This window comes from Tsukamurella paurometabola DSM 20162, from assembly GCF_000092225.1.
Taxonomy (GTDB): domain Bacteria; phylum Actinomycetota; class Actinomycetes; order Mycobacteriales; family Mycobacteriaceae; genus Tsukamurella; species Tsukamurella paurometabola.
The window spans coordinates 2,205,729-2,231,471 of sequence record NC_014158.1; the positions used below are offsets into that span (position 1 = coordinate 2,205,729).

At 68.6% G+C, this 25,743-nt stretch carries 26 protein-coding genes and 1 tRNA gene; 11 read left to right on the forward strand and 16 right to left on the reverse strand.

Annotated features, from left to right (window positions below; all coding sequences use genetic code 11):
* Position 1 precedes the first annotated feature (1 nt).
* From TPAU_RS10590 to TPAU_RS10600, 3 genes are all read right to left on the reverse strand, one after another.
* Complete coding sequence (locus tag TPAU_RS10590; protein ID WP_013126747.1) at positions 2-1,459, reverse strand: APC family permease; 1,458 nt, start codon at positions 1,457-1,459, stop codon at positions 2-4.
* 73 nt (positions 1,460-1,532) lie between these two features.
* Positions 1,533-2,840 (reverse strand): styrene monooxygenase/indole monooxygenase family protein, encoded by a 1,308-nt coding sequence (locus TPAU_RS10595; RefSeq protein ID WP_013126748.1) that lies wholly within the window; start codon positions 2,838-2,840, stop codon positions 1,533-1,535.
* A 14-nt stretch (positions 2,841-2,854) separates the two neighbouring features.
* Positions 2,855-4,066, reverse strand: coding sequence for an acyl-CoA dehydrogenase family protein (locus TPAU_RS10600; RefSeq protein ID WP_013126749.1), 1,212 nt, complete (start codon positions 4,064-4,066; stop codon positions 2,855-2,857).
* A 129-nt stretch (positions 4,067-4,195) separates the two neighbouring features.
* Here TPAU_RS10600 and TPAU_RS10605 point away from each other — a divergent pair, with 129 nt between their 5' ends.
* Together TPAU_RS10605 and TPAU_RS10610 are read left to right on the forward strand one after the other, a co-directional pair.
* On the forward strand, positions 4,196-5,443 hold the full coding sequence (locus tag TPAU_RS10605) for a C15 family peptidase (RefSeq protein WP_013126750.1): 1,248 nt from the start codon (positions 4,196-4,198) through the stop codon (positions 5,441-5,443).
* Between the two features lie 123 nt (positions 5,444-5,566).
* A complete protein-coding gene (locus tag TPAU_RS10610) occupies positions 5,567-7,204 on the forward strand; it encodes an AMP-binding protein (RefSeq protein ID WP_013126751.1) in 1,638 nt (545 codons plus the stop codon).
* On the opposite strand, the gene TPAU_RS23780 is transcribed toward TPAU_RS10610, so the two are convergent.
* Genes TPAU_RS23780 through TPAU_RS10630 form a run of 5 tightly spaced genes read right to left on the reverse strand, consistent with a single transcriptional unit; the run spans position 7,201 to position 10,827 of the window.
* Positions 7,201-7,350: a hypothetical protein gene (locus TPAU_RS23780; protein ID WP_013126752.1), complete on the reverse strand. Its 150-nt coding sequence runs from the start codon at positions 7,348-7,350 to the stop codon at positions 7,201-7,203. The two genes, TPAU_RS10610 and TPAU_RS23780, sit on opposite strands and share 4 nt — an antisense overlap.
* A 42-nt stretch (positions 7,351-7,392) precedes the next feature.
* Positions 7,393-7,818, reverse strand: coding sequence for a hypothetical protein (locus tag TPAU_RS10615; protein WP_013126753.1), 426 nt, complete (start codon positions 7,816-7,818; stop codon positions 7,393-7,395).
* A 4-nt stretch (positions 7,819-7,822) separates the two neighbouring features.
* On the reverse strand, positions 7,823-8,296 hold the full coding sequence (locus TPAU_RS10620; RefSeq protein WP_013126754.1) for a DinB family protein: 474 nt from the start codon (positions 8,294-8,296) through the stop codon (positions 7,823-7,825).
* The gene (locus TPAU_RS10625) at positions 8,283-9,320 is read right to left on the reverse strand and encodes a nucleoside hydrolase (RefSeq protein ID WP_013126755.1); all 1,038 of its coding nucleotides are present in this window, start codon (positions 9,318-9,320) and stop codon (positions 8,283-8,285) included. The genes TPAU_RS10620 and TPAU_RS10625 overlap by 14 nt, the downstream gene beginning before the upstream one ends.
* Before the next feature lie 49 nt (positions 9,321-9,369).
* Entirely contained in the window at positions 9,370-10,827 is a 1,458-nt protein-coding gene (locus tag TPAU_RS10630; RefSeq protein WP_013126756.1) for an SDR family NAD(P)-dependent oxidoreductase, read from the reverse strand.
* 48 nt (positions 10,828-10,875) lie between these two features.
* Here TPAU_RS10630 and TPAU_RS10635 point away from each other — a divergent pair, with 48 nt between their 5' ends.
* Complete coding sequence (locus tag TPAU_RS10635; RefSeq protein ID WP_013126757.1) at positions 10,876-11,400, forward strand: gluconokinase; 525 nt, start codon at positions 10,876-10,878, stop codon at positions 11,398-11,400.
* Between the two features lie 9 nt (positions 11,401-11,409).
* Here TPAU_RS10635 and TPAU_RS10640 read toward each other — a convergent pair whose 3' ends face one another.
* Positions 11,410-12,399, reverse strand: coding sequence for a DUF4185 domain-containing protein (locus TPAU_RS10640; RefSeq protein WP_147291083.1), 990 nt, complete (start codon positions 12,397-12,399; stop codon positions 11,410-11,412).
* Between the two features lie 24 nt (positions 12,400-12,423).
* The gene (locus TPAU_RS10645; RefSeq protein ID WP_013126759.1) at positions 12,424-12,891 is read right to left on the reverse strand and encodes a DUF417 family protein; all 468 of its coding nucleotides are present in this window, start codon (positions 12,889-12,891) and stop codon (positions 12,424-12,426) included.
* Between the two features lie 139 nt (positions 12,892-13,030).
* Between TPAU_RS10645 and TPAU_RS10650 the strand changes: the two genes are divergently transcribed.
* A complete protein-coding gene (locus tag TPAU_RS10650) occupies positions 13,031-13,276 on the forward strand; it encodes a hypothetical protein (RefSeq protein WP_013126760.1) in 246 nt (81 codons plus the stop codon).
* Positions 13,277-13,341: 65 nt separating this feature from the next.
* On the opposite strand, the gene TPAU_RS10655 is transcribed toward TPAU_RS10650, so the two are convergent.
* A tRNA-Leu gene (locus TPAU_RS10655) sits at positions 13,342-13,427 on the reverse strand.
* Between the two features lie 104 nt (positions 13,428-13,531).
* On the opposite strand from TPAU_RS10655, the gene TPAU_RS10660 reads away from it, so the two are divergent.
* Both TPAU_RS10660 and TPAU_RS10665 read left to right on the forward strand, forming a co-directional pair.
* Positions 13,532-14,872 (forward strand): M20/M25/M40 family metallo-hydrolase, encoded by a 1,341-nt coding sequence (locus tag TPAU_RS10660; RefSeq protein WP_013126761.1) that lies wholly within the window; start codon positions 13,532-13,534, stop codon positions 14,870-14,872.
* Between the two features lie 31 nt (positions 14,873-14,903).
* The gene (locus tag TPAU_RS10665) at positions 14,904-15,440 is read left to right on the forward strand and encodes a YbhB/YbcL family Raf kinase inhibitor-like protein (protein WP_013126762.1); all 537 of its coding nucleotides are present in this window, start codon (positions 14,904-14,906) and stop codon (positions 15,438-15,440) included.
* A gap of 1 nt (position 15,441) precedes the next feature.
* Here TPAU_RS10665 and TPAU_RS10670 read toward each other — a convergent pair whose 3' ends face one another.
* From TPAU_RS10670 to TPAU_RS10680, 3 genes are read right to left on the reverse strand one after another with little or no spacing between them, the layout of a single operon-like run.
* Complete coding sequence (locus TPAU_RS10670; protein WP_013126763.1) at positions 15,442-16,524, reverse strand: quinone-dependent dihydroorotate dehydrogenase; 1,083 nt, start codon at positions 16,522-16,524, stop codon at positions 15,442-15,444.
* 5 nt (positions 16,525-16,529) lie between these two features.
* A complete protein-coding gene (locus TPAU_RS10675; RefSeq protein WP_013126764.1) occupies positions 16,530-16,784 on the reverse strand; it encodes a DUF5703 family protein in 255 nt (84 codons plus the stop codon).
* Between the two features lie 8 nt (positions 16,785-16,792).
* Positions 16,793-17,794, reverse strand: coding sequence for a YncE family protein (locus tag TPAU_RS10680; protein ID WP_013126765.1), 1,002 nt, complete (start codon positions 17,792-17,794; stop codon positions 16,793-16,795).
* A 62-nt stretch (positions 17,795-17,856) separates the two neighbouring features.
* Between TPAU_RS10680 and TPAU_RS10685 the strand changes: the two genes are divergently transcribed.
* Positions 17,857-18,702, forward strand: coding sequence for an undecaprenyl-diphosphate phosphatase (locus TPAU_RS10685; RefSeq protein WP_013126766.1), 846 nt, complete (start codon positions 17,857-17,859; stop codon positions 18,700-18,702).
* Here TPAU_RS10685 and TPAU_RS10690 read toward each other — a convergent pair.
* Positions 18,689-19,552 (reverse strand): LysR family transcriptional regulator, encoded by an 864-nt coding sequence (locus TPAU_RS10690; RefSeq protein WP_013126767.1) that lies wholly within the window; start codon positions 19,550-19,552, stop codon positions 18,689-18,691. The genes TPAU_RS10685 and TPAU_RS10690 overlap by 14 nt on opposite strands.
* 70 nt (positions 19,553-19,622) lie before the next feature.
* Here TPAU_RS10690 and dapA point away from each other — a divergent pair, with 70 nt between their 5' ends.
* Positions 19,623-20,513, forward strand: coding sequence for a 4-hydroxy-tetrahydrodipicolinate synthase (gene dapA, locus TPAU_RS10695; RefSeq protein ID WP_013126768.1), 891 nt, complete (start codon positions 19,623-19,625; stop codon positions 20,511-20,513).
* Here dapA and TPAU_RS10700 read toward each other — a convergent pair.
* Positions 20,500-23,511, reverse strand: a complete 3,012-nt coding sequence (locus TPAU_RS10700; RefSeq protein WP_013126769.1) for an alpha-mannosidase — start codon at positions 23,509-23,511, stop codon at positions 20,500-20,502. The genes dapA and TPAU_RS10700 overlap by 14 nt on opposite strands.
* A gap of 131 nt (positions 23,512-23,642) precedes the next feature.
* On the opposite strand from TPAU_RS10700, the gene TPAU_RS10705 reads away from it, so the two are divergent.
* The 3 genes from TPAU_RS10705 (at position 23,643) to TPAU_RS10715 (ending at position 25,743) form a co-directional block, all read left to right on the forward strand.
* Positions 23,643-24,308: a histidine phosphatase family protein gene (locus TPAU_RS10705; protein ID WP_013126770.1), complete on the forward strand. Its 666-nt coding sequence runs from the start codon at positions 23,643-23,645 to the stop codon at positions 24,306-24,308.
* 61 nt (positions 24,309-24,369) lie between these two features.
* Positions 24,370-24,951, forward strand: a complete 582-nt coding sequence (locus TPAU_RS10710) for a DUF3090 domain-containing protein (protein WP_013126771.1) — start codon at positions 24,370-24,372, stop codon at positions 24,949-24,951.
* Positions 24,952-25,743, forward strand: coding sequence for an SCO1664 family protein (locus TPAU_RS10715; protein WP_013126772.1), 792 nt, complete (start codon positions 24,952-24,954; stop codon positions 25,741-25,743).

Consider the following 25,743-nt stretch of genomic DNA (forward strand, 5'->3'; position numbering starts at 1 on the left):
CTTACTCCTTCTCGGCCGCGGCCTCACGGGCAAGCACCGAATGACGCCGTCCATATAGAAGATAGATGGCGAGACCCAGAAGGAACCAGACGAGGAACCGCAACCAGGTGGCGATGGCCAGATTCGTCATCAGGGCGACACACGCCAGACCCGAGAGGATCGGGATGACCGGCGAGAACGGGACGCGGAACGGCCGCTTCAGATCGGGCTTCGTGCGGCGCAGCACGGGTACCGCGAGAGAAACCAGAAGGAAGGCGAACAAGGCGCCGATGCTGACCATCTCGGACAGCTTCTCGATCGGCACGAAACCGCCCAGCAGCGCGCACACGATCACCACGAGCACGGTGAAGCGCACGGGGGTGCCGTGCTTCGGCGAGACTCTGGCCACCGCCGGTGGGATCAGTCCGTCGCGGCCCATGGCGTACCCGATCCGGCCCATGGTGACCAGTTCGACCAGGATCACCGAGGTGAGCCCGGCCACGGCCGCCACGGCGACGAGATCTCCGGCCCACCCTGCGCCCACGAATTCGAAGGCCTTCGACAGGGGCGCGCTCTCATCGATGTCGGTGTACTTGACCATGCCGGTGAGCACCAGGGACACCAGCACATACAGCAGGGTGCAGGCCAGCAGGGTGCCGATCAGGGCGCGCGGCATATCGCGTTCGGGTCGCTTGGACTCCTCACCGAGGTTGGCGACCGCCTCGAATCCGGTGTAGGCGAAGAAGACCACCGCCGCGGCGGTGAGAATCCCCGCCATCCCGTAATGCGACGGTGCGCCGCCGAGCACGGTCTCGATCAACGGGCGGTCGAGCGCGCTGCCCCCGGCCGCCGCAGGTACCGATTCGGGGATGAACGGGACCAAGTTCGACCGGGTGACGAAGAACGCCCCCACGATCACCACGAACACCGAGATCCCGACCTTCACCAGGACCAGTCCATTGGTCACCCGGGCAGATTCACGGATCCCGAAGGCGGCGACCAGCCCGAGCACCAGGATGATCGCGATTGCGCCCACGTTCACCGGTGCCTCCTCGGTGAACAGGCTGGGCGGAAGCCCGAACAGATCGGCGAGATACCCCGACCAACTGCGGGAGACGACCGCCGCACCGAGTCCGAACTCCAGGAGGAGGTCCCAACCGATGATCCAGGCGAACACTTCGCCGATGGTGGCGTAGGCGTAGGTGTACGCGCTGCCCGCCGTCGGGACCGCGGAGGCGAGCTCGGCGTAGCAGAGGGCGGCGAACAGGCTCACGACGCCCGCGACCACGAACGAGACCGCGATACCGGGCCCGGCGTTCACCTTGGCTTGGATGCCGGTCAGGGTGAAGATGCCGGTCCCGATCACGATTCCGACGCCGAACCCGACCAGGTCGATGAGCCCGAGGTCGCGTCGTAGGCCGCCCTCCGCCGCGCCGTCCGCCTTGATCCGGGCAATCGGTTTGGTCCGCAACAGGTCCATTCCGCGGGACCCTACTCGCGCCCCGGGACGCGTGCAGAGCTATCGACTGACACGTTCGCGGGGCGCAGCCCGGTCAACTCCGGACCAGAGCGGCGGTCTTCGCCTCGTCGATGAACCGCTGCACGTCGTCCTCGGTCTTGAGATCGAGGATCGGATCGGGAACCGAGAGCAGGTTGAACAGCGCGGCGCCCACGGCGTCGTCGGCGGTCGCGCCGGCGAACAGCGGGCCGGCGGCGAAGGCGTAGTCCGGGTCACCCAGGAACAGCCGGGTCACCTCGGCGGCGGCGTGGCCGCGCTCCTCCCAGTGTCGGTCGAACTGGTCGCGGATCCAGTCCGGGGTGAAGGCGGTGAAGTTCGGTCCGCGGTCGTCGATCGCCTTGACCAGCGCGGCCACCTGGATCAAGCCGGTCTGCGCGCCCTGCCCCGCGATCGGGTCGAACGCGATCGAGGTGTCACCGAGCGACGCCACGGGATGGCCGCTGCGGGTGAAGCCGACGCCCTGGCGCACCGTGGGCGTCACCGCGCCCCGCAGCCACGGGTGGCGGTCCTCCTCGATCACGCGGAGCTTCTCGATATCGGGGAGGTCGTCGGGGAAGTAATCACGGTAGATACCGACGACCACCTCGAGGGCACTCTGCGGATCGGTGACCTCGTTGAATCGCTCGACCCAGGCGCCCCCGGGCTTGGCGAACCCCAGGACGCTCCAGGTGGCGCCGGCGTCCTTGTGCCAGTACGGACCGATCCAGATCTCGCCGTGGTCGGTATGCAGGTTGAACACATTGTGTGCGCCTGCGCCGTGACCACGGGCGGTGAACACGTCGTCGCCGTGACCGAGCCCGGCGAACGCCGCCGCCAGCAACTGTCGCTGCGGTGCGCGGTAGACGGTACGGGCCTCGTCGACGGGAAACAGACCCGAAAGACCGCCCTTTCCGGTGGAGACCAAGGTCAGGTCGTGTTGGCCGGCGATGGTGTCGAGGCTCTCGGGAGACACGGTGTCCACGATGAACCGGCCACCGGCCTGTTCGAACAGCCGGATCCGGTCGTAGGCGCGCAGCCGCACATCGATACCGGCCGCCGTGTACGCGAAGTCGGGATCGAAGGCGAGCACCTGCTCCAGTGCACCCGGCTCGCCGGTCTGCAGGCGGGTGTTCATCCCCGTGGATACGGGGGCCTGCGGGTACAGCTCGGGGACCAGCGTGTGGTCGACGTCGCGGGAGTGCCCGAAGAGCACCGCGGTGCCCGTTGCCGGGACGTCGTCGCGGAGTTGCTCAGCGGTCCGTTCGCTGTACAGGTCCACCTGATGGCCGCGCTGAGCGAGGACGAGAGCGGCGGTGGCACCCACCACTCCCGCGCCGATGATGGCGATGCGTGTCTGCGTCATGGTCGTACCTTTCGTCAGTTGGTGCGTGTGGTGCGGGAACCGGCGTTCCACGCATAGGGAAGTTCGGTGCCGTTGAGCAGGAGGTCGCCGATCGCGCGCGCCTTCTGGATGGCGGGGTTGTGCACGGCGAGGGTGCGCGCATTGCGCCAGTGCCGGTCGAGGCCGAGTTCGGCGTCGACGATCGATGCGCCGCCCACCTCGAACAGGTCGGTGGTCGCCTTGAGGACCAGGTCGATCGCCGCGATCTGGGCATGAGCGGCGGCCAGTTCGGCCTCGGGCAGCACGTCCTCGTGCAGCGTCCGGCCGGCGAGCGCCTCATCGAGGATGTCGGCGACCGCGAGAACGGCCTGCTTCGCGGTGAATGCAGCGCTGGAAAGGCGGCCGATCACCTGCTGCACCAGCGGATCGTCCCGCTGCAGATCCGCCGCGGCGTGGGAGAAGGTCCGGGTGCGGGCCTGTACCCAAGCGACGGTGTCGTCGGTGGCGCGTTGCGCGATACCGGCGAGGCCCGCGAGTTGCACCAGCTGAAGGTAGGAGGTGGCGTAGGTGGGGCCGGGGGCGCCGTACCCGGCGCCCAGGTACCGGTCGGCCGGGACGTGGACATCGGTGAACACGGTGGTGCCGCTCGCGGTGAGCCTCTGGCCGAAGCCGTTCCAGTCATCGACCTTCTCGACGCCGGGTGAGTCGGCGTCGACGAGCACCGAGACGCGTTCGCCGTCGAGGTCGGCCGCCACCAGGATGTGGTCCGCGTACAGCGTGCCCGTGGAGTAGAACTTGGTGCCGTTCAACCGGTATCCACCCTCGGACGGGGTCAGTGTGGTCTGGTAGCCGCCCACCGAACCCGCACCGGGTTCGGTGATCGCGTTACCGATCACCGTGCCGCCCGCGGCCGCACGCAACCACGCGTCGCCGGTTGCCGACTTCGCGAGCAGCTGGTCCTCGACGAACAGGAAGTGCACGCGCAGCGCCTGCGGGAGATTGGAGTCGGCGGCGGCCAGGTTGATCAACTGCCGGAAGAACTGGCGGACGGAGACCTCCGACCCGCCGAACTCGGCCGGAACACGCAGCGCCGTGAAGCCGGCTTCCTTGAGCAGCGCGATGGGCGCGTGAGCCAGCACGCGTCCGCGTTCGCGCTCGACGGCTCCCTCGGCGATCCGGGCGTAGACGGGGCCGAACGTCGCATCGAGTTCGGTATCGGACGGGGTGCGGGTGAGCGAGGTGGTCATGCCCGGCAACTGTCGTCGGGCTCGGGCACTTTGACGAGGGTTCGCCGCGTCGTGAACGAATCTCCTTCGGCAGGCGTACCACTGGCGGTTCGATCGGCGCCGCCGCCCGCGGACCACTAGATTCGGGCGATGCGCTTGATGACGACGACTGTATCCCTCGCCGCCGTGCTCGCCCTGGCAGGCGGCGTGCTCGCGCCCGGAACCGCGTTCTCTGCCCCCGCCCCCGGCCCGACACCGGAGGAACGGATGTACGACGCGGGCGACGTGCCCGGCCGACTGGTGACGGGCGCCGGTTTCGACCGGTTCGCCCGCGACCTCGCCTCGGCACTGGACCGGGCGCGCACCGCCGATGAGGCGGACCGGGAGGCCTCGCGCGTGTCGTCCGCGTTGTTCCGCGCGGCGGTACAGCGGGCGCAGGGCGCCGGTCCGGGTTTCACCGCCGACGATCGGCCGCTGTACTGGGCGCGGATCGCGCTGATCCGCACCGTCCGGAACTGGCAACCGGCGACCGCGGTGACGGAGTCGGAGCGCGACCGGATCGTCGGCACCATCGATGAGGTCTCCCGTGGCCAACGGCGCGCGCCGGTCGGCCCGACGGTGCTGGTGACGGGTTTCGACCCGTTCCGTCTCACTCGCGATATCCGCCAGGGCAATCCGTCCGGCGCGATCGCGCTCGCCCTGGATGGAACACAGGTCGATACGCCGGCGGGCCGCGTGACGGTGGTGGCGATGCTGTTCCCGGTGCGGTGGCGCGATTTCGGTGCGGGCATGGTCGAACGTGCCGTGACTCCTTTCCTGGCGCCCGGATCGTCCCGCGTGGTCGGGTTCACCACGGTCAGTCAGGGACGGCCCGGCAAGTTCGACCTGGAGGCGATCAACGGAGCCTGGCGCGGCGGCGCCGTCGATAACGAGGGGGCCTGCTACCGCGGCCCGGCACCGGTGGCCGGAGCCGCCCCGCAGTGGACCCGGAGCACGCTGCCGATGGATGCGATCGTCTCGGCGGCACGGGGCACGTACCCGGTGGTACGCAACACCGAGGTCAGCTATGCCACAGGCTCCGATCCTGCACCGAGCACCGTCTGCGACCTGCCGAAGCTGCCGTCCACCACCACGACGGCGGAACCGCCGATCGATGCCCGGGCGCGCCAGGGAGCGGGCGGGGACTATCTGTCCAACGAGATCGGCTACCGCGTGACACTGGTTCGCGACCGGCTCGCGGCACCGATTCCGGGCGGTCACCTGCACACGCCGGTGCTCGATGGGCTACCCGCCGAACGCAGTGCTCTCGAATCGCCGCAATACCGGGCGAACCTCGCGGCGATCGTCACGCAGGCACGGGCCGTGGTGAGCGTGGTGGCGCACGGCCAGAGAAACTAGTACACGTTCTCAAACTGCTGTCCGATTCCCTTGGAATCCGCAGACAGTGGACCGCCACGACTGGTAGAACTAGAACACGTTCTGCCGGTGTGCCGACGCGGCAGGTCAGGGACAGGAGTGCTCATGAAGTTCAACCTCGCCGACATCTTCGAGGCGGTCGTGGACGCGGTGCCCGAGCGGATCGTGCTGAGCTACAACGGCGAGCAGACCAGTTACGCCGACATGGACGCCCAGACCAACCGGGTGGCGCACCTGTTTGCCGAGCACGGCGTGGGACCGTTCGATCATGTGGCCCTGTTTCTGAAGAACAGCGTCGAGCACGTGCAGTCGCTGCTCGGTCTGATCAAGATCCGCGCCGTGCCGGTGAACGTGAACTATCGGTACACCGCAACCGAGTTGGAGTACATCTTCACCAACTCCGACGCGGTCGCGATCATCGTCGAACTGCCCGAACATCAGCGCACGCTCGCCGCCCTGCTTCCGAACCTGCCCGACCTGCGGACCGTCTTCGTGGTCGGGGAGACCGACCCGGCACTCGCCACGGCGGCGGCGGAGCTCGGCGACCGCGCTGTGGCGGTGGTGTCGTTCGAGGATTCCGAAACACTCTCGCAAGAACGGGACTTCGAGCCGCGCACCGGCGAGGAGCACTACATCATCTACACCGGCGGGACCACGGGCTACCCGAAAGGCGTGGTGTGGCAACACGACGACTTCTTCCGCAAGCCGCTGTCGGCCGGAGTGCCGTACGGCGGCGAACCGCGGACCTCGCTCGCCGAGGTCGGCGAGGGCGCGAAGTCCTTCCCGCCGCTGGCGTTCCTGATCGCTGCGCCGCTGATGCACGGTGCCGGCGCGTACTCGCTGTTCACGTTCTTCGTCCTCGGATCGCGGATCATCCTGGAGCGCGACTTCAACGCGGAGCAGATCGTTCGGAACATCGCCCGCGATCAGACCCAGACCATCCTCATCGTGGGTGACGCGATGGGTGTTCCCTTGGTCGAGGAGATGGAGAGGCAGAAGGACACCGCCGACTTCTCGTCGCTGTTCTCGATCACCTCCGGTGGAGCGATCTGGTCCAAGCACGTGCGCGACCGGATGGCTGCGATCAAGCCGGAGCTCATCCTGCGCGATAACTTCGGTGCCTCCGAGACGGGCAACGACGGCGTCATGCAGCTCGACGAGGACGGGAACCTGCATGCCCCGCCGACCGAGAAGATGATGGTGGTCGACGAGCAGTTCGACGAGATCACCACGCCGGGCGAAGTGGGCTACATCGCGCGCGTCGGCAACGTACCGCTCGGCTACTACAACGACCCGGAGAAGTCGGCCCGTACCTTCCCCACCCTCAAGGACGGCCGCCGGATCTCGGTACTCGGCGATATGGGGTACCCCGCGGAGGACGGCGGCATCGTGTTCCTGGGACGTGGCAGCCAATGCATCAACACCGGCGGCGAGAAGGTGTACGCCGAGGAAGTCGAAGCCACCCTGCACGGACATCCCGCGATCGCGGATGCGCTCGTGGTGCCGGTGCCCGACGCCCGCTACGGCCAGCGCGTGGCCGCTGTCGTCGCGGTCGCCGAGGGACACCCGCAGCCGAGCATCGAGGACATCCAGACTTTCGCGCGCGGCGAGCTGGCCGGCTACAAGGTTCCGAGGACCGTGGTCTTCGTGGACCAGGTCAAGCGCACCCCGGCCGGGAAAGCGGACTACCGGTGGGCGAAGACGACTGCCGAGGTCGCCGCGGACTCGCAGTTGCCTGCCTAGGTCCCGTCGAGCCACGCCAGGTAGGCGGCGCCCCGCGGGGACAGCTCGTAGCCCACATCGTGGCTGATCGTCAGGCCCATGCCCTTGAGTTTGCGAATGTCTGCCTTCATCGGGAGCAGATCGACGCCCCGCTCGGCCGCGAGCACCGTGGAGACGGTATGCGGATGCTCGCGGATCCAGGTGAGGATCTAGCGCGTCCACGGTCCGGTCGGCCGGGCGTCAAGCCGGGCGAGGCGCTTCGCGATCGACGCGAGCCCGGCATCGTCGGGCAGCTCTGCGCGCAGTGCGAGCCGGGGGTCCTCGCCCGCCCATTCCAGGTGCACCCGATAGACATGGGCACCTCCGCGCGCCGCACGTTCCCGGCGCGGGGCGTCGGGGTCGCGGGGGCGCAAGGCTTTCCGCAGTGCGGCGGCGTCCTTCATCCCGGCTGCGCGTGCCGCCCGGTCGCTGATCCGGTCCACATCGCTCACCCGGGTGACGCGAGTGAATCGCACCAGTCCGGCGGGGGTGAGCTGGGTACCACCGACCTTCACCCGAGGTGCATCCCAGCGCCGGTACTGCGTGCTCACGGTGCCGGCGCGGACGCCTTCAGCAATGGCCTTCGGAATGAGCATGGGTTCAGTCTGCGCGCCGCGCCACCAGATCGCGGCAGACCTCCAGGTGTCCGGTGTGCTGGGTCAGCTCACGCAGCATATGGGTGAGCACCCATTCCGGAGTGGCGGCGGCCGAGTCGCGGCGGGTGGTGCCCTTGGCATCGGGGTTGCGGATACCGATGGCAGCCACCGGGACCCAGCGCGCCAGGTCGGTGCGCAGCTGGGATACGAGAGCCCGTGCCTGCTCGACGGTGCCCGTCGCGTGGAATTCCGCGGAGCGATCGCGGGGGATGTCCTCGCCTGCCAACAGTGAGCCGCCCCAGTAACCCAGAGCTCCTCCGATATGTGTGACCAAGGCGAACACCGAGTTCACCCCGGGCGCACCGGGAACCGCGTTGACGGTGGTGTCATCGCAGTCGTCGAGCACGCCCTCGATCGTGTCCAGGGTCTCGGTCGCCACCTGGAGGAAGGCGGCGATCTGGCCCTCAGACGCGGCCACGGGCGAGCCTGGCGATCGAATCGAGCATGTCGTCGAAGAAGGCCACCGGGTCGGCGGAGACCGCTATCTGGGCGGTGTCGGGACGGTTCCAGGCACGGTGGACATCGGCGACCGTGGTACCGCGGGTGAGCGCGCCGCTCAGCTCCACGTCCACGGTGTAGGCGCGGGTGCGGGCGATCGTCGGATCGAGGGCGACCGCGGCGGCGAACGGGTCGTGCATGTGCGCGATGTAGCCGAGGTCGTGGTCGCGGTGGAACTCGAAGTAGAAGCGCACGGCGTCCGAGATGGCACGGACCACGGAATTGCTCGCGGTGGAACGGGTACCGTCGGCATCCTCGGGGTCGAGGACCTCGGCGGGGCTGCTTCCTGCGGCATCGGCGAGGCGAAGCACGTGGTCAGGTGTGAGCTCGATGGTCTCGGTCAGATCGAGCGGGCACAGGATGGGGAGCGCGGTGCCGGTGCCGTCCAGCTCGCCGTAGGCCCGCAGCACCTCCCACAGCGATTCCGGGTCCACCGCGACGTTCCATTCCGAGGTGGGCGTGGTGTTTCCCGGGTGCCAGAACACCCCGCCCATGATCACCAACCGGCGCAGCCGGGCGAGAATGCCGGGATCGTCGCGCAGGGCCAACGCGAGGTTCGTGCACGGTCCGGTCACCAGGCCCACCACCTCGCCCGGGTGGGCCCGGGTGATCTCCGACCACGCCTGCGCCCCGGACCGGTCCGACGGAGTCCTGGTGGGCGGGGGCAGCTCCGCGTAGCCCACGCCGAACGGTCCGTGCGTCTCCTCTGTGGTGATGAGCGGCGCGGAGACCGGGGAGTCGGATCCGACGAAGACATCGATGTCGTTGCGGCCTAGCAGATCGAGCCACGCGAGATTGTTCTCGACCACTTGTGGGCCGGGGACGTTGCCGGCGGTGGAGACGATGCCGAGCAGATCCACCTCCGGCTGGGCCAGGAGGTACAGCAGGGCTAAGGAGTCGTCGACACCGGTATCGCAGTCGAACAGGACCTTCGTTTCCGCCACGGAACCACCCTAGCCATCGGTACGCGATACCAGGGCGGCGAGCCGCCTGTCACCACGGCGAAGGCTTGTAGTCCTTGAGGAAGCAGCCGTAGAGATCCACGCCGGCCTCGCCCTGCACGATCGGGTCGTAGACGCGGGCGGCACCGTCGACCAGGTCGAGGGGCGCGCGAAACCCCTCATCGGCGAGGCGCATCTTGGTGTGGTGCGGACGCTCGTCCGTGATCCAGCCGGTGTCGACGGCGGTCATCAGGATGCCGTCCTGCTCCAGCATCTCCGCGCTGGAGGTGCGCGTGAGCATGTTGAGCGCGGCCTTCGCCATATTGGTGTGCGGGTGGCCCGGCCCCTTGTAGCCACGGCCGAACTGGCCTTCCATGGCCGAGACGTTGACCACGTACTTGCGCCGTGCGGGCGACGCCGCCAGCGCCGGACGCAGTTTCGAGATCAGGATGAACGGCGCCACGGAGTTGCACAGCTGCACTTCGAGTAGCTCGAGGGGTTCGACTTCCTCGACGGTCTGCACCCAGGAGTTGGTGTGCACGAGGTCGGGGAGCAGACCGCCGGCGTCGATGGCGGTGCCGTCCTCGATCCGCGCGGCGGACGAGGATCCGCCGCGCAGCGCGAGCGCGGTGAGTGCTGCGGGGTCGAGGGCAGCGAGGTCGCCGGTGACGCCGCCGGTGTGCCCATCGAGTGCTTCGGTGAGGGCGGCCGGGTGCGCCGAACTGGCGCGCCCGAATCGGATGATCCGGCTCGCCAGCTCGGGTGGCACGTCACCCGATTCGGCGTCGACCAGCGCCGAGTAGGCGCCGGGGGAGCGGCGCACCGTCTGCGCGGCATTGTTGATGATGATGTCCAGCGGTCCGCGGGCTGCCACCGCGTCCGCCAGGGCGCTCACCTGCGAGGGGTCGCGCAGGTCGATCCCCACGATATGCAGCCTGTCGAGCCATTCGGCGCTGTCGGCGAGCTCGGCGAAGCGCCGGGCGGCATCGGTCGGGAAGCGGGTGGTGATGGTGAGATCGGCGCCGTCGCGCAGCAGCCGCAGCGCGATGTACATCCCGATCTTGGCCCGCCCGCCGGTGAGCAGCGCGCGGCGCCCGGTGAGGTCGGTGGTGGCATCGCGCTTGCCGTGGCTGAAGGCGGCACACTCGGGGCAGAGCTGGTGGTAGAAGGCATCGATCCGGGTATAGGGCTGCTTGCAGATGTAGCAACTCTGGGGGCGCAGGAGCTCGCCCGCGCTGTCGCCGACCGTGGGCGTGGTGAGCAGGATCCCTGCGGTCTCGTCGTCGATCCGCTCGGCGTTACCGGTCGCGGTGCGTTCGAGGACATCGCGGTCGGCCTCGCGAACCTTCGCTCGGGACTCTTTGCGGCGCAGGCGTTTGAGCTGCTTGAACATGTGTCCGACCGAGCGTTGTACCTCGATGGACTGCGGGTGTTCGGCGTCGAGGCCGGCCGCTGCGTCGAGCACGCGGTGGAACGCGGCGAGGTCTTCCGCGGAGATCGGGTCGGACATGGGGCCTTTCCTGCCTGGTACGTCGGCGGGTCGTGATGTACTCGATCAGTGTCCACTATCCAGATCTGCGTGATGGGAGTGTCCGGCTCAGGTAAGTCGACCGTGGGGGCCGAGCTGGCCTCCCGCCTGGGCCGGAGCTTCGCCGACGGTGACGATTTCCACAGTGATGCCAACCGCGCCAAGATGGCGTCCGGGCAACCCCTGACCGATACCGATCGGTGGCCGTGGCTGGAGACGATCGGTGCTTACCTCCGCGATGAGATGGTCGCGGGAAGACCCACGGTGGTGGCTTGTTCCGCACTCAAGCGGGAGTACCGGGACCGGATCCGCGCGGCCGGTGCGAGCGTCTACTTCGTCTTCCTGACCGGTAACGAGGAGTTGTTGCTCGAGCGCATGCGTGCCCGCGCCGGACACTTCATGAAGGCCGACATGCTGGCATCGCAGTTGGCGATCCTCGAGCCGTTGGCGCGCGATGAGTTCGGCGTCACGGTCAACGTGGCGGGCGATATCCCCCAGATCGTCACCGAGGCACTGGCCGACTTCGCCGCCACCGAGGTGCCGGGCATCGCCTGAGGGCGAGCCTCAGGCCCCGCGCAACGGGCCGGTGAACAGCATCGACTTGTAGGGATGGTTGTTCGCGGTGTTCCACTGCGAGACCACGAGCCGGGCGGACCGCATCGTCGATCCGGGCACCAGGTAGCCGCCGTACAACTGGGCGACCCGGCCGTCGGCATGATCTTCGTCGTGCCAGGACGATCCCTGGAGCAGGGTGACGGCGTCCGACCAGACTCCATCGATCCGGTCGGCGAAGCGGGCTGCGATCCGGTAGTGCGCCGCGTCGAAGTAGGTCATCACCCACGTACCCTCGACCCGGGCCAGGGAGAGTTCGCCGTAACCACTGCCGAGGGCGAGGTCGGTGGGTGGGTTCCCCCATTTCCAGCCGGTATCGGGCCGCCAGCCCCAGGGTTCCCAGGCGATCTCCACGCCGGGATGCAACGTGGCGAGCAGAGCGGTGGGCAGCCGGTGCAGCCGTAGCCCCTTATCCCGGCTGAGCCCGCCGGTGGACACGTTGTAGGTGTAACCGTCCGGTGCGGGGCACAGCGCCCACATGGTCCGGCAGCCGTCCGCCTGGTCGGCGTTGAACCGAGCCACCTCGCGCCAGGTCTGCGCACCGTCGTCCGAACGCCACAGAGCGGTGCGCACCACGGTGTCGAGGCTCTGCATGGTCATGGTGTGCAGGTAGAGGGCGCCGTCCACGTGGATGCAGGTGGTCGGGAGGATGGTGGTGAATTCGCCGGTGTCGTGGCGGTATTCGAGGAGTTGACGGGCCCGCTTCGGGTCCGGACCGGCCGGCCGTGTGATGTGTCCGGTGGTGGTGCCGAACAGCCCGACGGGGGAGCGCCAGTCGCCGGCACCGATCGTCAGTCCCTCGAAGGTGTCGCCGAACACGTAGAGGATCTCGTCGCCTACGCGGCAGGCGATTCCCAGGTCGGTGCCGCCGACGCCGAACCGACTGACGGGCGTGATGTCGCGAACCTTGTGCATGCGTGGCGGTGCGATCGACTGGGGCACGCCCCTCACCCTGCCAGAGACCGGTCAGGTGGACACGGGGGTCCCCACGTTTGCATCGGGCCGCAGCGCGGATTGCGCAGTGCGGATGAGTGCGAGTGAGCCGCCGAGCAGGACCAGATCCTTGAGCAGGAAACCGTTCGGCGGAAGCAGCCCCCAGTCGTAGTCGATCGAGGTGAACAGGAAGGAGAAGGTCCCGAGGAAGGTGACGGCGGCGATGGTCACCGCGATGTCGTTGGCGCGGCGCCACCACAGGCCGGTGATGAGCGCCACCGTGGCGATCAGTTCGATCACGCCGATACCGGCGGACACCGTACGAATGTCGACGAGACGCACCGTCCAGGCCATGAGCGGACTCCCGCTGACGAGCGGTTCTATTCCCGCTGCTTCGGCGGCGGTGAACTTTCCGAGCCCCTGCCACCCGAGGTTGAGGACGAGGCCTGCCCGGATCACGTGGAGCCCGAGGTTCTGAACGGAGGTGCGGTCGATCGTCACTGTTTCGACCGTAGCGATTCGATCGACCGCAACCCGGTCCCGGACCCGGTTATGACCGAACCGTAAGAACTGAATCCCGCTCGGGCGCAATCGTCGCAACCGCCTGCGCGCGGGTGCCGGTCCGGCGCACGATGGAGGTATGGACACGTTCAGCGGATCCGAGTTGTACGAAGCCTTCCACGCGGACTACGACGCGGTGACCGACCGGGACGCGCGCATCTACGACGCGGACGGTCGGCTACTCGCCGCGGGTCGGCTGTCGGGACTCACACTCGACGAGTCCGGTTCGCAGGAAGTCGTTGAGTACAGCTTCTCCTCACTGCACCCCGATATCCCGTGGGACCCGACGCACCGCGTGGAACTGGCGCCGCAACCGGTGAAGTAGGGCGCCGGCAGATTCGTTCCCGGAAATGCGAAAGACCCCGGCCGGGACCGGGGTCTTTCGTCGTGTGCGCGGAGGGGGACTTGAACCCCCACGTCCATTAGTAGGACACTAGCACCTCAAGCTAGCGCGTCTGCCATTCCGCCACCCGCGCGGGAAGCTCGTTCACAGTAATCGATCCGCTGCTCCAGCTCCAAATCGGCACGTCGGGGCGCATGCTCGGCCCGTTCCCGCGGCCGTCGCCCGTGATAGGTATAGATGGTGGCTACCACTGCAGTGAACGCACTCGACGAGGTCGTCGAGACCGTGAGCAATCTGATCCGCTTCGACACCTCCAACACCGGAGAGCTGGCGACAACCAAGGGCGAAGCCGAATGCGCGCGCTGGGTGCAGGCGCAGCTCGACGAAGTGGGCTACGAGAGCGTGTACGTGGAGTCGGGTCAGCCGGGCCGGGGCAACGTCTTCGCGACCCTGCCGGGCGCCGACTCCGGGCGCGGGAAGCTTCTGGTCCACGGACACCTGGACGTGGTGCCGGCGGAGCCCGCGGACTGGTCCGTGCACCCGTTCTCCGGAGCGGTCGAGAACGGATACGTCTGGGGTCGCGGCGCCGTGGATATGAAGGACATGTGCGGGATCATGCTGGCCCTGGCCCGCCAGTTGAAGTCATCGGGCACCGTCCCGCCGCGTGACATCGTCTTCGCCTTCCTCGCCGATGAGGAGGCGGGCGGTACGTGGGGTTCGCACTGGCTGGTCGAACACCGGCCGGACCTCTTCGACGGGATCTCGGAGGCCGTGGGCGAGGTGGGCGGTTTCTCGCTCACCGTGGACACACCGTCGGGCGATAAGAAGCGGCTCTACCTCGTGGAGACCGCCGAGAAGAGCATGTGCTGGATGCGGATCACCGCGAAGGCCCGCGCGGGTCACGGCTCGTTCGTCCACGAGGACAACGCCGTCACGCTGCTGTCCGAGGCCGTGGCCCGGCTGGGCCGGCACCGCTTCCCGCTGGTGCTCACCGATGCCGTTCGCGAATTCCTGCACGCCCTGGATCTCGAATCGACCATCGACATCGACGTCGATTCCCCCGATCTGGAGGGACAGCTGGCGAAGATCGGGGGAATCTCCCGGATCGTGGGGGCGACGCTGCGCGACACCGCGAATCCGACCATGCTGCGGGCCGGTTACAAGGCGAACGTGATCCCGCAGACCGCGGAGGCGGTGATCGACTGCCGCGTGCTCCCGGACCGCCAGGAGGCGTTCGAGAGGGAACTCGACGAGGTGCTCGGACCCGATATCGAGCGCGAGTGGATCACCAAACTCGAACCGTACGAGACCTCGTTCGACGGTGCACTCGTGGACGCGATGAACGACGCGATCCTGGCCCATGACCCCGACGGGCGGACCGTGCCGTACATGTTGTCGGGCGGCACCGACGCCAAAGCCTTCGCCAAGCTCGGAATCCGTTGCTTCGGTTTCGCCCCGCTGCAGTTGCCCGAGGAGCTCGACTTCGCCGCGCTGTTCCACGGTGTCGATGAGCGGGTCCCGGTGGAATCGCTGAAGTTCGGCACTCGCGTCTTCGAGCACTTCCTGCTGCACTCCTGATTCATCCCAGTTCGACGAGAGAGAGGGAACCATGACCGAGAAGTTCGACCCGTACGCGCCGCTCCCGCTGCTGCCGGCGTTCACGCTGACCTCCACCACCATCGCCGAAGGCGGCACCCTCGCCTCCCCGCAACTGAGCGGAATCTTCGGTGCCGGTGGACAGGACGTCTCGCCGCAGCTCTCGTGGTCGGGGTTCCCGGCGCAGACCAAGTCCTTCGCGGTCACGGCCTACGATCCCGATGCGCCCACCGCGTCCGGTTTCTGGCACTGGGCGGTCGCGAACATCCCCGCGTCGGTGACCGAGCTGGCCGAGGACGCCGGTAACGGTGCCCCCGGTTCTCTGCCCGACGGTGCCGTGACGCTCACCAACGACGGCGGCATCAAGCGCTTCCTGGGGGCCGCACCGCCCGCGGGCCACGGTCCGCACCGCTACATCTTCGCGGTGCACGCCCTGGGCGTGGACACGCTCGACCTGCCGGAGACCGCGACCCCGGCGTTCCTGGGCTTCAATCTGTTCGGTACGGCCATCGCCCGCGCCACCCTGACGGCGACCTACGCGCAGGTGTAGCTCAGCGGTCCACGCCGACGGCCTCGGAGATCGACGCGAAGCCGTCGGCGCGCAGCCGCTCCGCGAGCTGCTTCTGCACCGTGCGCACCCACAGCGGGCCGCCGTAGATGAACTGGGTGTACACCTGCACCAGCGAAGCGCCGGCGCGGATGCGCTGGTACACGTCGTCGACGTCCTCGATGCCGCCGACGGAGATCAGTACGAGGCGGTCACCCACGCGGGCGGACAGGCGGCGCAGCACCTCCAGCGAGCGCGCCTTCACCGGGTGTCCGGACAGTCCGCCCGCCCCGATCGCCTCGACCTCCGCCGCGGGTGTGCGCAGACCCTCGCGGCTGATCGTGGTGTTGGTGGCGACGATGCCGGCCAAGCCGAGCTCGAGTGCCAAGTCGGCGACGGCGTCGACGTCCTCATCGGCGAGATCGGGCGCGATCTTCACCAGGACGGGGACGCTCACGGTGTCGAGTACCGCTTGCAGAACCGGCCGCAGTGATTCGGTGGCCTGGAGATCACGCAGGCCGGGCGTGTTCGGCGACGACACATTGACCACGATGAAGTCCGCCAGAGGTCCGAGCAGCATCGCGCTGACCCGGTAGTCGTCGGCGGCCCCATCGAGCGGGGTCGCCTTGGTCTTACCGATATTGGCGCCGATCGGGACCGCCGAGGGCCCGGCGTCGCGCTTGCGCAACTCGTTCGCCGCTGCCCCGGAGCCGTAGTTGTTGAAGCCCATCCGGTTGATCAGTGCATGGTCCCGGGGGAGTCGGAAGAGCCGGGGCGCGGGGTTGCCGGGTTGGGCGTGTGCGGTGACGGTGCCGATCTCCGCGAAGCCGAAACCGAGCGGACCCCATCCGTTGACGGCGCGCGCGTTCTTATCGAACCCGGCGGCGAGCCCGACCGGCGACGGGAACTCCACGCCGAACACGGTCTGGGTGAGGACCGGGTCACGGAAGGCGATCGCCCGGCGCAACCCGGTCCGCACCGGCGGCACAGCGGTGGTGCCCCGGATCAGCCCGAACACGAGGTGATGGATGCGCTCGGGCGAGATCAGGAACATCGTGCGCAGCAGCACCTGGTAGAGCGACGACATGGTGGTTACAGCCCCTTCGTGGCGTCCGGCGGTAGTAGGCCGGAGGTCTTCGTGCGACGGCGACGCAGGAGCACCCGGCGCGACCCGTCGGTGTAGAGCCGGACGCGGGACAGCTCCCAGCCTCCGAACTCGGCCTCGATGGCCAGGCGCATCGCGGCGGTCACCCGGGACACGTCCCGTGGTAATCGCAACGGCAGGAAATCGTACTCCTCACCCGAGTAGGGGTCGTCCGCGTCCCCTCGCGCGATGCCCGCGGTCATCGGGCCTCCTACCTGGTCGGGATCGCCTGGATGCCGGCACCCGTGGCCGACTGCACGTAGAGCGTGCCGGTCGTGGCGTCCACTGCGACGGCGTTGGGCTGGCGCACCGTCGGGAAACGGAGCTTCGGATCCGGCATGCCCGAACCGAGAGCGTAGCCCGCGACCTCGTTGGTCGCCGTCTGGGTGACCCACATCAGCTTCGCCGCCTCGTCGTACGTGACGGCCCACGGGGCGCTAGGAACCGGGTACTGGAAGCGCAGCATGAACGGGTCGATCGTGTAGGAGAACACCTGGTTCTCGCCGGTGTCGACAGCGAGCATCCGGCCGAAGGGATCGATCACGGCGTTCGTGATGCCGCGGCCCACCCGCAGCGACTTCCCTGTTTTCCCGCCGGGCACATCAACCTCCGTGATCGACGCCTGCCGGCGGTCCACCACCGCGACCTTGCCGCCGCGCACCAGCACCTGGCTGGCCTCGACGGGGCCGGTGATCTTCTTCTGGGCCGCCGATGTGCGCAGCAGCACGATGTCCCCCTGCGCGGTGCCCGCAAGGGCCCATCCGTGATCATCGTCTTGCACGGTGTACGGCGCGACGGAGAGCACCTCACCGTCGACCTTCTCGTTGCGCTGGATCTGATCGCCCGAGATCTCCATCACCGAGGTCTTCGCCGCCACCAGAAACCCGTCGCCGTATGGCACGACCTGGTTGGCGCGGCCCTCCGTGGCGAACCGTCCGGTCTCTCGCAGGCCACCGTCGACCGAGTACAGCACCACCGCACCGTCGGTGATGGCGGCGAGCCGCCGACTGACCGGATCGAAGGCGAGGCCCTGGCCGGCAGCCGCCGGGATGACCTGTCCGGCCGCGGGAACCGCGGGCTCCGGGGCGACCGCGGGACTCGCGGGGGTGATCGTCGGCCGGTCCTCGCGGGCCGGGGTCGACGAACAGCCCGCCGCGACGAGGGAGACGGCGACGAGGACGGCGACGACCGGGGCGAGGAATGAGCGGCTCATGATGCCTCGAAACTACCGTCTGCGCCGGACCCGGCCCCGGCCGGTAGCCTGCCCGGGTGGACATGACGTGGATTCAGGCCATCGTGCTCGGACTGGTGCAGGGACTCACCGAGTTCCTGCCCGTCTCCTCCTCGGGACATCTGCGGATCGTCTCCGAGATCTGGTTCGGCGACGATGCCGGTGCCTCGTTCACCGCGGTCACCCAGCTCGGTACGGAGCTCGCGGTGCTCATCTACTTCGCCCGCGACATCTACCGGATCGTGGTCGCGTGGTTCCGGGGCCTCGCCGACAAGGCGCAGCGCGGGGTGGATTACCGGATCGGCTGGTACGTGATCATCGGCACCATTCCGATCGGCGTGCTGGGCTACCTGTTCAAGGATCAGATCCGCACGGCGGCGCGAGACCTGTACCTGGTGGCCACCATGCTCATCGTGTTCTCGTTCGTGATCCTCGCCGCGGAGTACGTGAGCTCGAAGTACTACGCGCACCGGCAGCGTCCGCTGGAGCAGGTGACTGCGCGCGACGGCATCATCATGGGCCTCGCACAGTGCCTCGCACTGATCCCCGGCGTCTCGCGGTCGGGTGCCACTTCGAGCGCGGGCCTGTTCCTGGGCCTGAGTCGTGAGGCGGCGGTACGCCTGTCGTTCCTGCTCGCCATCCCGGCGGTCACCGCGTCGGGCCTGTTCAGCCTTCCCGACGCCTTCGAGAAGGGCGGTCCGGGCCTGCATGCTTCGGGACCGCAGCTGCTGGTGGCCACCGTGATCGCCTTCGTCGTGGGGTACGCCGCCATCGCCTGGCTGCTCGATTTCGTGGCCAAGCACTCCCTGAACTGGTTCGTGGGTTACCGGATCATCGTGGGCGTCACGGTGCTCGGCCTGCTACAAGCGGGAGTGATCAGCGCGCAGTAAGCGCGCTCCGGGCCGCACTCACCAGCGGATCGTTCGCTGCGCCGCGTCGGTACGCCAGGGCGGTTCGGCGCCGGATCCGCAGCGGTGTCAGACGCACAGTCGACGGAGCATCGGCGGCGGCCACATCGGGGATGATCGCGACACCCTGCCCGGCGTCGACCAGCGCGAGCACCGCAGCGAAATCGTCGGTCCGGTGCCGCACTCGAGGCGTGAATCCCGCGGACTCGCAGGTGCGTACCGTCGCGTCGTCGCACAGAGTGCCCAGGGTTCCGGATATCCATTGAGCTCCGGCAAAGTCCGCGAGGGCCCCGCTCCGATCAGCAGGGGTGGCCAGGTGTACCGCCTCGTCGAACAAGGGCTCGGTGTCGAGCGACGGATCATCTCGCCCCGGCAGGCAGTCGTAACGATGCAGCAGCGCCACGTCCAACCGGCCCGAGCGCAGTGCCTCGGGCGCGGTCGCCGGATCGATCTCGGTGACCCGCACCCGCAACTGCGGATGGTCGGCCGAGAGCCGGATCAGCGCAGGGGTGATGACGGTGCGCATCGCCGACGGATAGGCCCCGATCCGCAGCTCGCCGGTCACCTGACCGCCGAGGGCATCGAGGTCGGCGCGCGCCTGCTCCAACCGGGCGAGGACGGCATCGGCGTGCACGACCAGTAGCCGGCCGGCCTCGGTGAGCCGCACGCTGCGGCCGGTGCGCTCGAGCAAGGGCCGACCGGCCTCCCGCTCGAGAGTGGTGAGCTGCTGCGATACAGCCGAAGGCGTGTAGTCGAGGGCGTGCGCGACGGCCGCGATCGTGCCGCGCAGCGAGAGTTCGCGGAGCAGGCGCAGCCGGTGCACATCGAGCATCAGTTCAGCTTACGCTCATCACCTGTTTTCCGCGCTGGTGCTGAGGCTCGGATCGCGCGACGGTAGCACTATGCAGCTCACCGGTCTCCACGTCCCGCTCATCACCCCGTTCGCCGCCGATGGCACCGTCGACCTCCCGGCGCTCGAACGCCTCGCTCACGATCACCTCGACGACGGCGCCGACGGCCTCGTCGCTCTCGGCACCACCGGTGAGCCCGCCACCCTCAGCGACGCTGAGCGCGCGGTGATCATCGATCGGATCGCCGGCGTCGCCGCCGACCGCGGGGCCGTCCTCACGGTGGGCGCGGGCTCGAACGCCACGGCGGGCTGCGCCGAGGCACTCCGGACTCTGCATCCCCGCGCCGATTACGCGCTGGTCGCCGTGCCGCACTACACCCGTCCGTCCGAAGCCGGCGTGGTCGAGCACTACCGTCACATTGCCGCCGCGAGCCGGGTGCCCGTGGTGGTCTACGACATCCCGCAGCGCACCGGCCGGACCCTGGGCCTGGAATCACTGCTGGAGATCGCCGCCATCGACGGCGTCGCCGGGTTCAAGCACGCCGTCGGCGGGGTCACCGAGACCACCGTGCGCCTCCTCGCCGAGGTACCGGTGGGCGTCTCCGTGCTCGCAGGTGACGATCCGTTCGCGAGCGCGATCCTCGCGCTCGGCGGGCACGGGGTGATCTCCGCTAGTGCGAACGTCGCGGCGGGGGAATTCGCTGCGCTGGTCGATGCCTGGCGGGGACGTCGCATCGAGGAGGCGCGCCTGATCGGGGGTGGTCTCGCCGCCCTGGCGTCGGCATTGTTCTCCGAGCCCAACCCGACGGTCATCAAAGGCGTGCTCGCTGCTCATGGCCGGATTGCGACCGCCGATGTACGACTGCCACTCCTGCCTGCGTCGGACACCGCGGTCGCCGGCGCGCTCCGTGCCACCGGTCGGGTTCTGGTCAGCGTCGACTGATCCGCAGGGTTCGCACCTCGAAGGGCCGCAGGTCCAGGTCGCCACCGACCCGCGGATCGTCGATCTCGTCTTCGATCAGGCTCACCTCCCGGATCCCTCCGTGCGAGAACCCTACGGACAGCGAGCCTCTGGCGCGCCGGCCTAGAGCCTCGTACAGGCGCACGATCACATCGCCGGAGCGGTCGTCGGCGAGTTTGATCGCGGAGATGACGATGCCTTCTCCGTCGAGGGTGACCAGCGGCGCCACCGGCCCCGCGCCGCGGACCACCGTCTCAGGCGCATTGAGCCGCTGCCCCTCGGTCGTGGCGATCGCGGGATCTGCGCCGACCACCAGTCCGACGGTGATCTCGTGCACCCCGTGGTCGGTATCCGGGTCGGGGAACCGCGGCGCGCGCAGCAGGGAGACCCGGACGGTGGTCGTGATCGCCCCTTGCGCGTCATCGCGGGCGGTGTCGTAGCCGTACACCGAATCGTTGACCACGGCGACACCGAAGCCGTCCTCCTCGGCGAGGACGAATCGATGCATCGAGGTTTCGAACTTCGCCGCCTCCCAACTGGTGTTGACATGCGTGGCCCGGCGCTGGAATCCGAACTGCGTCTCGGCGGCGGTCTCCCGGGCGAAGACATCGAGCGGGAAGGCGAGCTTGAGCAGCTTCTCCGTCTCGTGCCAATCGATCCGATTGCGCAGCATCACGGTGCGCGACCCAGGGGCGAGTGTAATCGTCTGCTGTAGTGATGATTCCGAGAACGTCCGCGTGACGACGACCTCCGCGACACCATCGGTGAGATCTCCGGTGATGGACGTAGCGGCGGTGAGATCGTCGACCCGGTTGCGGTAGTACCGATCGATGTCCCAGGCATCCCAGGCGTTCGGGAAGTCCTGATGCAGTTGGAAGAGGTTGGCGGGCCGCCCGTCCGGGATCGCTTCCCGGCCGGTGGCGAGGTCGATCGCCGAGGTGATGGTCCCGTTCTTCGAGACGGTGACCGAGATCAGTTCGTTGGTCAGGCGGTATCCGCCGGCCCGCGGGGTCAGGGTCACCGCGCCGGACGGTGGTGCGGCGGGTGCGGCGCCGAGCGCGCCGGCCGCGTCGACCGGGGTGTGTACCGGTCGGAAGACGAGGTCGACTCCACCGTCACCCGCGAGCGCGCGGCGCGCGTCGGCGGCGAGGCCGCGGGCCCGGGCGAGAACGTCGGTGAGCACGGCCACCGCCTCCCGGTGCACCCACGCGATCGAAGTCCCCGGCAGGATGTCGTGGAACTGGTGCAGGAGTACCTGCTCCCACAGGGCGTCGAGGTCGCCGTACGGGTACGCGAGGCCCTGCTGTACCGCCGCGGTCGCGGCCCACAACTCGGCCTCCAGCAATGCCTGCTCGCACCGCCGGTGCGTGGCCTTGGTGGCGTGCTGACTGGTGAGGGTGCCCCGGTGCAGCTCAAGGTACAGCTCGCCGACCCAGACCGCGGGATCGGGCAGTTCGGCCTTCGCTGCGTCGAAGAACTCGTCCGGGTGCACCCAGTGGACTCGCGCACTGCCCTCCAGATTCGCGAGACGTTCGGCCTTGCCGATCATTTCGCGGGTGGTACCGCCACCACCGTCGCCGTAACCGACCGGGGCGATCGACCGGGTCGCGACCCGACTCTCCTTGAACTGCCGCGCGGCCCGCGCCACCTCCGCGCCGGAGAGCGACGAGCAATAGGTATCCATCGGCGGGAAATGGGTGAAGACCCGTGTGCCGTCGATCCCCTCCCAATCGAACGTATGGTGCGGAAACACGTTTCGCTGGTTCCAGGAGATCTTCTGAGTGAAGAACCAGTCGAAGCCGGCGCGGCGCATGAGTTGCGGCAGCGCGGGGGAGTATCCGAAGCTGTCGGGCAGCCACACTCCACGGCTGCGGATCCCGAACTCGCGCTCGAAGAACCGCTGTCCGTACGAGAACTGGCGCGCCAGCGATTCACCGGTGGGCATCACCGTATCCGCCTCCACCCACATTCCGCCGAGCGGAAGGAAGCGCCCGTCCGCCACCGCCGCGCGGATCCGCTCCCACACTTCGGGGCGGTGTTCTTTCACCCACGCGTACTGCTGCGCACTCGACATGCCGTAGCTGTACTGTGGCTGCTCATCGAGCAATGTGGTCATCGAGGCGGTGGTGCGGGCGACCTTGCGTATGGTCTCCCGCAATGGCCACAGCCACGCGGAGTCGATGTGAGAGTGTCCGATCGCGGCGATCCGATGCGCGCTCGCATCCGCGGGCGCCGCCAGAACCTGCACCAGTGCGGCGCGGGCCGCGGGCGCGGTCTCGACGATCCGCTGAAGGTCGAGCACGTCGAGGGCGTCGTCGAGCGCCTGGAGGATGCGCATCCGCCGCGGCTGCGTCTCGGGGAGTTCGGCCTGGAGTTCCAACAGCACCTCGACGTCGAGAGCGAGCGCGAACACCTCGGGCTCGAACACGGCCAGATCCATGGCGCGGACCCGGTACAGGGGCTCCGGGGAGGAGGTGAGCACGTCTCCCTGCCGGGTGGGCAGAAACGGGTGGTAATCGAGGATCACGGGGTTCGCCGCCGCCTCGACGAACAGCTCCACCTGCTCGCCGCCGGTGGCCCGGTCGGCCACCGCCACCGCCTGGTTTCGCGGGTTGATGCCCTTCACGGGCACCGGCGCACCGTCGAGCCCGCACCGGTAGGCGAGTCCCTCGCACTGGAATCCGGTCTGGTTCACGTCGAAACCGAGGTCGATCAGTGCCTCGACCTGCTTGCCCGCCCACTCCGCGGGAACATCGCCGCGGAGCCGGAACCAGGTGGTGCCCCACGCCGGACCCCAGCGCCGGTCATCGGCGAACGGGGAGTAGTCGAGCCGGAGGCCCGCGGCGGGTGGGATCGGCTCTCCGGGGAGATGGTTGGCGGCGACGTCGAGCGGGATCCGGGCGGAGTGGATCGCCGGCCGGATGCGCTCACCGAGTACCCGATTGACGCGGCCGATGGTCAGTGAGGTCTCGTCGTGCACGGTGCGGGCTCCTTCGCGGCGAACACTGATGGCCCGAGTCTATGGGTGCACGGGCCTGTAGCAGGGGTGTTCGAGGGTCGGCTGGATCCGCGACGGCGGGATACCGGAGTCCGGCGCCTACACTCGTCGACATGACCGTGATCCTCATCCGCCACGGCCGCTCGACCGCCAACACCTCCGGCGTGCTCGCCGGGCGCACCGAGGGCGTCGCACTCGACGACACCGGCCGCGCACAAGCGGCGGATCTGGTGGGCCGGCTCGCCGAGGTCGAGCTGGTCGAGGCGGTTCGCTCGCCGCTGCTGCGCTGCGAACAGACCCTCGCTCCACTGCTCGCAGCACACGATCTGCGCACCACCGTCGACGAGCGGCTCATCGAGGTCGACTACGGCAGCTGGACCGGCCGCGCCATCTCGGATCTGCTGGCGGAGCCGCTGTGGAAGGTGGTGCAGCAACAGCCCTCGGCCGCAGTCTTTCCCGGCGGCGAGGGCCTCGCCGAGGTGCAGTCCCGTGCAGTCGCGGCCATCCGCGAGCATGACCGGCGAATCACCGACGAACACGGCCCCGGGGCGGTCTGGGTGGCATGCAGCCACGGCGACGTCATCAAGTCGGTCGTCGCCGATGCGCTCGGCACGCACCTCGACCAGTTCCAACGCATCTTCGTCTCACCGGCATCGGTGACGATCGTGGGCTACGGCCCGGCCCGCCCCGCGGTGCACTGCGTGAACTCGACGGGTACCGTCCGGCTTCCGAAACAGCCCCCGAAAGAGGCGACGGTGGGAGGCGAGAGCGGCGCATGAGCTCGTCCGAGAGATACTGGATGACGATGATGATCGACTCGCGACGAACCGGGGAGGTGGCATGAGCCGTTCCGTGCACGTCTTCCGCACGCCCGATCGCCTCGTGGCGGGCACCGTGGGCCAGCCCGGCGATCGCACCTTCTACCTTCAGGCCGTGCACGAGGCCCGTGTGGTGTCGGTGTTGCTGGAGAAGCAGCAGGTACAGGTTCTCGCCGAACGGATCGGTGCCCTGCTCGACGAGGTGGCGCGCCGGTTCGGCACCGAGATGCCACCTGCGGACGCCCCGGTCAGCGACCTGCAACCGCTGGTGATGCCCGTCGACGCCGAGTTCCGGGTGGGGACCATGGGCCTGGGTTGGGATGCGGAGGCCGCCGCCGTGGTCATCGAGTTGCTCGCCATCACCGAGCAGGAACTCGATGAATCCGTGGTCCTGGCCGATGACGCCGACGAGGGGCCCGACGCGGTTCGGGTCTTCCTCTCGCCCGTCGCAGCTCGTGAGTTCGCCGCACGGTCGGACCGGGTGATCGGCGCCGGCCGTCCCGCCTGCCCACTGTGCGGAGCACCGCTCGACCCCGACGGCCACATGTGCGTACGGCTCAACGGCTACCGTCGCGGTGAGATCTTCGGCTCGGAAGCCACCTAGGTGGACCTCGCCACGGCAGATCTCACCATCCTCGGGCGGATCACCAGCGCATCCAATGCCACGCTGCTGTGCGAGCTCGGTGACCACTCCGCACGGGATGCGGGGGAGCGGGCGGTCTACAAGCCGGTACGCGGCGAGGCACCGCTGTGGGACTTCCCGGACGGCACCCTTGCCGGTCGCGAGCGCGCCTCGTACCTGATTTCCGAGGCCCTCGGCTGGTCCCTGATCCCCGAGACGGTGCTGCGTGACGGTCCCCTGGGTCCGGGGATGGTGCAGCGCTGGATCGATGAGCCGGACCTCGGTGACGACGACGCCGTCGATCCGGTGGACATCTTCGCCGAGGACGCGGTGCCCGAGGGCTATCTGCCCGTGTTCTCGGGGTACGTCGAGTATTCCGACGCCGAGGACGGCGTACGCGAGGTTGCGCTTGCGCACGCCGACGATCCCCGACTGCGGCGGCTGGCGGTACTCGACGTGATTCTGAACAACGCCGACCGCAAGGGCGGCCATATCCTGACCGGTCCCGACGGGCGGCTCTTCGGTGTGGATCATGGCATCTGCCTGCATGCGCAGCCGAAGTTGCGAACTGTGCTCTGGGGCTGGGCGGGCCGTCCCGTTTCCGACGAGATGCTTACCGACATAGCAGCATTCGCTGATACGCCACCCGACCTCACCGGGTTGATCACGACGACGGAACGCGAGGCGCTGGTCGACCGGGCGCGGCTGCTGGTCGAACTGGGAACGATGCCGTTACCGGCCTCGCAGCGACCGATCCCGTGGCCGCCCTTCTGA

Excerpts from the sequence above, each read along its gene's own strand:
- TPAU_RS10615 (WP_013126753.1), bottom strand. The coding sequence starts at position 7,818 with ATGCTCATTCCGAAGGCCATTGCTGAAGGCGTCCGCGCCGGCACCGTG.
- TPAU_RS10705 (WP_013126770.1), top strand. The coding sequence starts at position 23,643 with ATGACCGTGATCCTCATCCGCCACGGCCGCTCGACCGCCAACACCTCC.
- TPAU_RS10605 (WP_013126750.1), top strand. The coding sequence starts at position 4,196 with ATGCGCTTGATGACGACGACTGTATCCCTCGCCGCCGTGCTCGCCCTG.
- TPAU_RS10650 (WP_013126760.1), top strand. The coding sequence starts at position 13,031 with ATGGACACGTTCAGCGGATCCGAGTTGTACGAAGCCTTCCACGCGGAC.
- TPAU_RS10600 (WP_013126749.1), bottom strand. The coding sequence starts at position 4,066 with ATGACCACCTCGCTCACCCGCACCCCGTCCGATACCGAACTCGATGCG.
- TPAU_RS10665 (WP_013126762.1), top strand. The coding sequence starts at position 14,904 with ATGACCGAGAAGTTCGACCCGTACGCGCCGCTCCCGCTGCTGCCGGCG.
- TPAU_RS10660 (WP_013126761.1), top strand. The coding sequence starts at position 13,532 with ATGGTGGCTACCACTGCAGTGAACGCACTCGACGAGGTCGTCGAGACC.
- TPAU_RS10690 (WP_013126767.1), bottom strand. The coding sequence starts at position 19,552 with ATGCTCGATGTGCACCGGCTGCGCCTGCTCCGCGAACTCTCGCTGCGC.
- TPAU_RS10675 (WP_013126764.1), bottom strand. The coding sequence starts at position 16,784 with ATGACCGCGGGCATCGCGCGAGGGGACGCGGACGACCCCTACTCGGGT.
- TPAU_RS10630 (WP_013126756.1), bottom strand. The coding sequence starts at position 10,827 with ATGTCCGACCCGATCTCCGCGGAAGACCTCGCCGCGTTCCACCGCGTG.
- dapA (WP_013126768.1), top strand. The coding sequence starts at position 19,623 with ATGCAGCTCACCGGTCTCCACGTCCCGCTCATCACCCCGTTCGCCGCC.
- TPAU_RS10595 (WP_013126748.1), bottom strand. The coding sequence starts at position 2,840 with ATGACGCAGACACGCATCGCCATCATCGGCGCGGGAGTGGTGGGTGCC.
- TPAU_RS10610 (WP_013126751.1), top strand. The coding sequence starts at position 5,567 with ATGAAGTTCAACCTCGCCGACATCTTCGAGGCGGTCGTGGACGCGGTG.
- TPAU_RS10710 (WP_013126771.1), top strand. The coding sequence starts at position 24,370 with ATGAGCCGTTCCGTGCACGTCTTCCGCACGCCCGATCGCCTCGTGGCG.
- TPAU_RS10670 (WP_013126763.1), bottom strand. The coding sequence starts at position 16,524 with ATGTCGTCGCTCTACCAGGTGCTGCTGCGCACGATGTTCCTGATCTCG.
- TPAU_RS10680 (WP_013126765.1), bottom strand. The coding sequence starts at position 17,794 with ATGAGCCGCTCATTCCTCGCCCCGGTCGTCGCCGTCCTCGTCGCCGTC.
- TPAU_RS10590 (WP_013126747.1), bottom strand. The coding sequence starts at position 1,459 with ATGGACCTGTTGCGGACCAAACCGATTGCCCGGATCAAGGCGGACGGC.
- TPAU_RS10685 (WP_013126766.1), top strand. The coding sequence starts at position 17,857 with ATGACGTGGATTCAGGCCATCGTGCTCGGACTGGTGCAGGGACTCACC.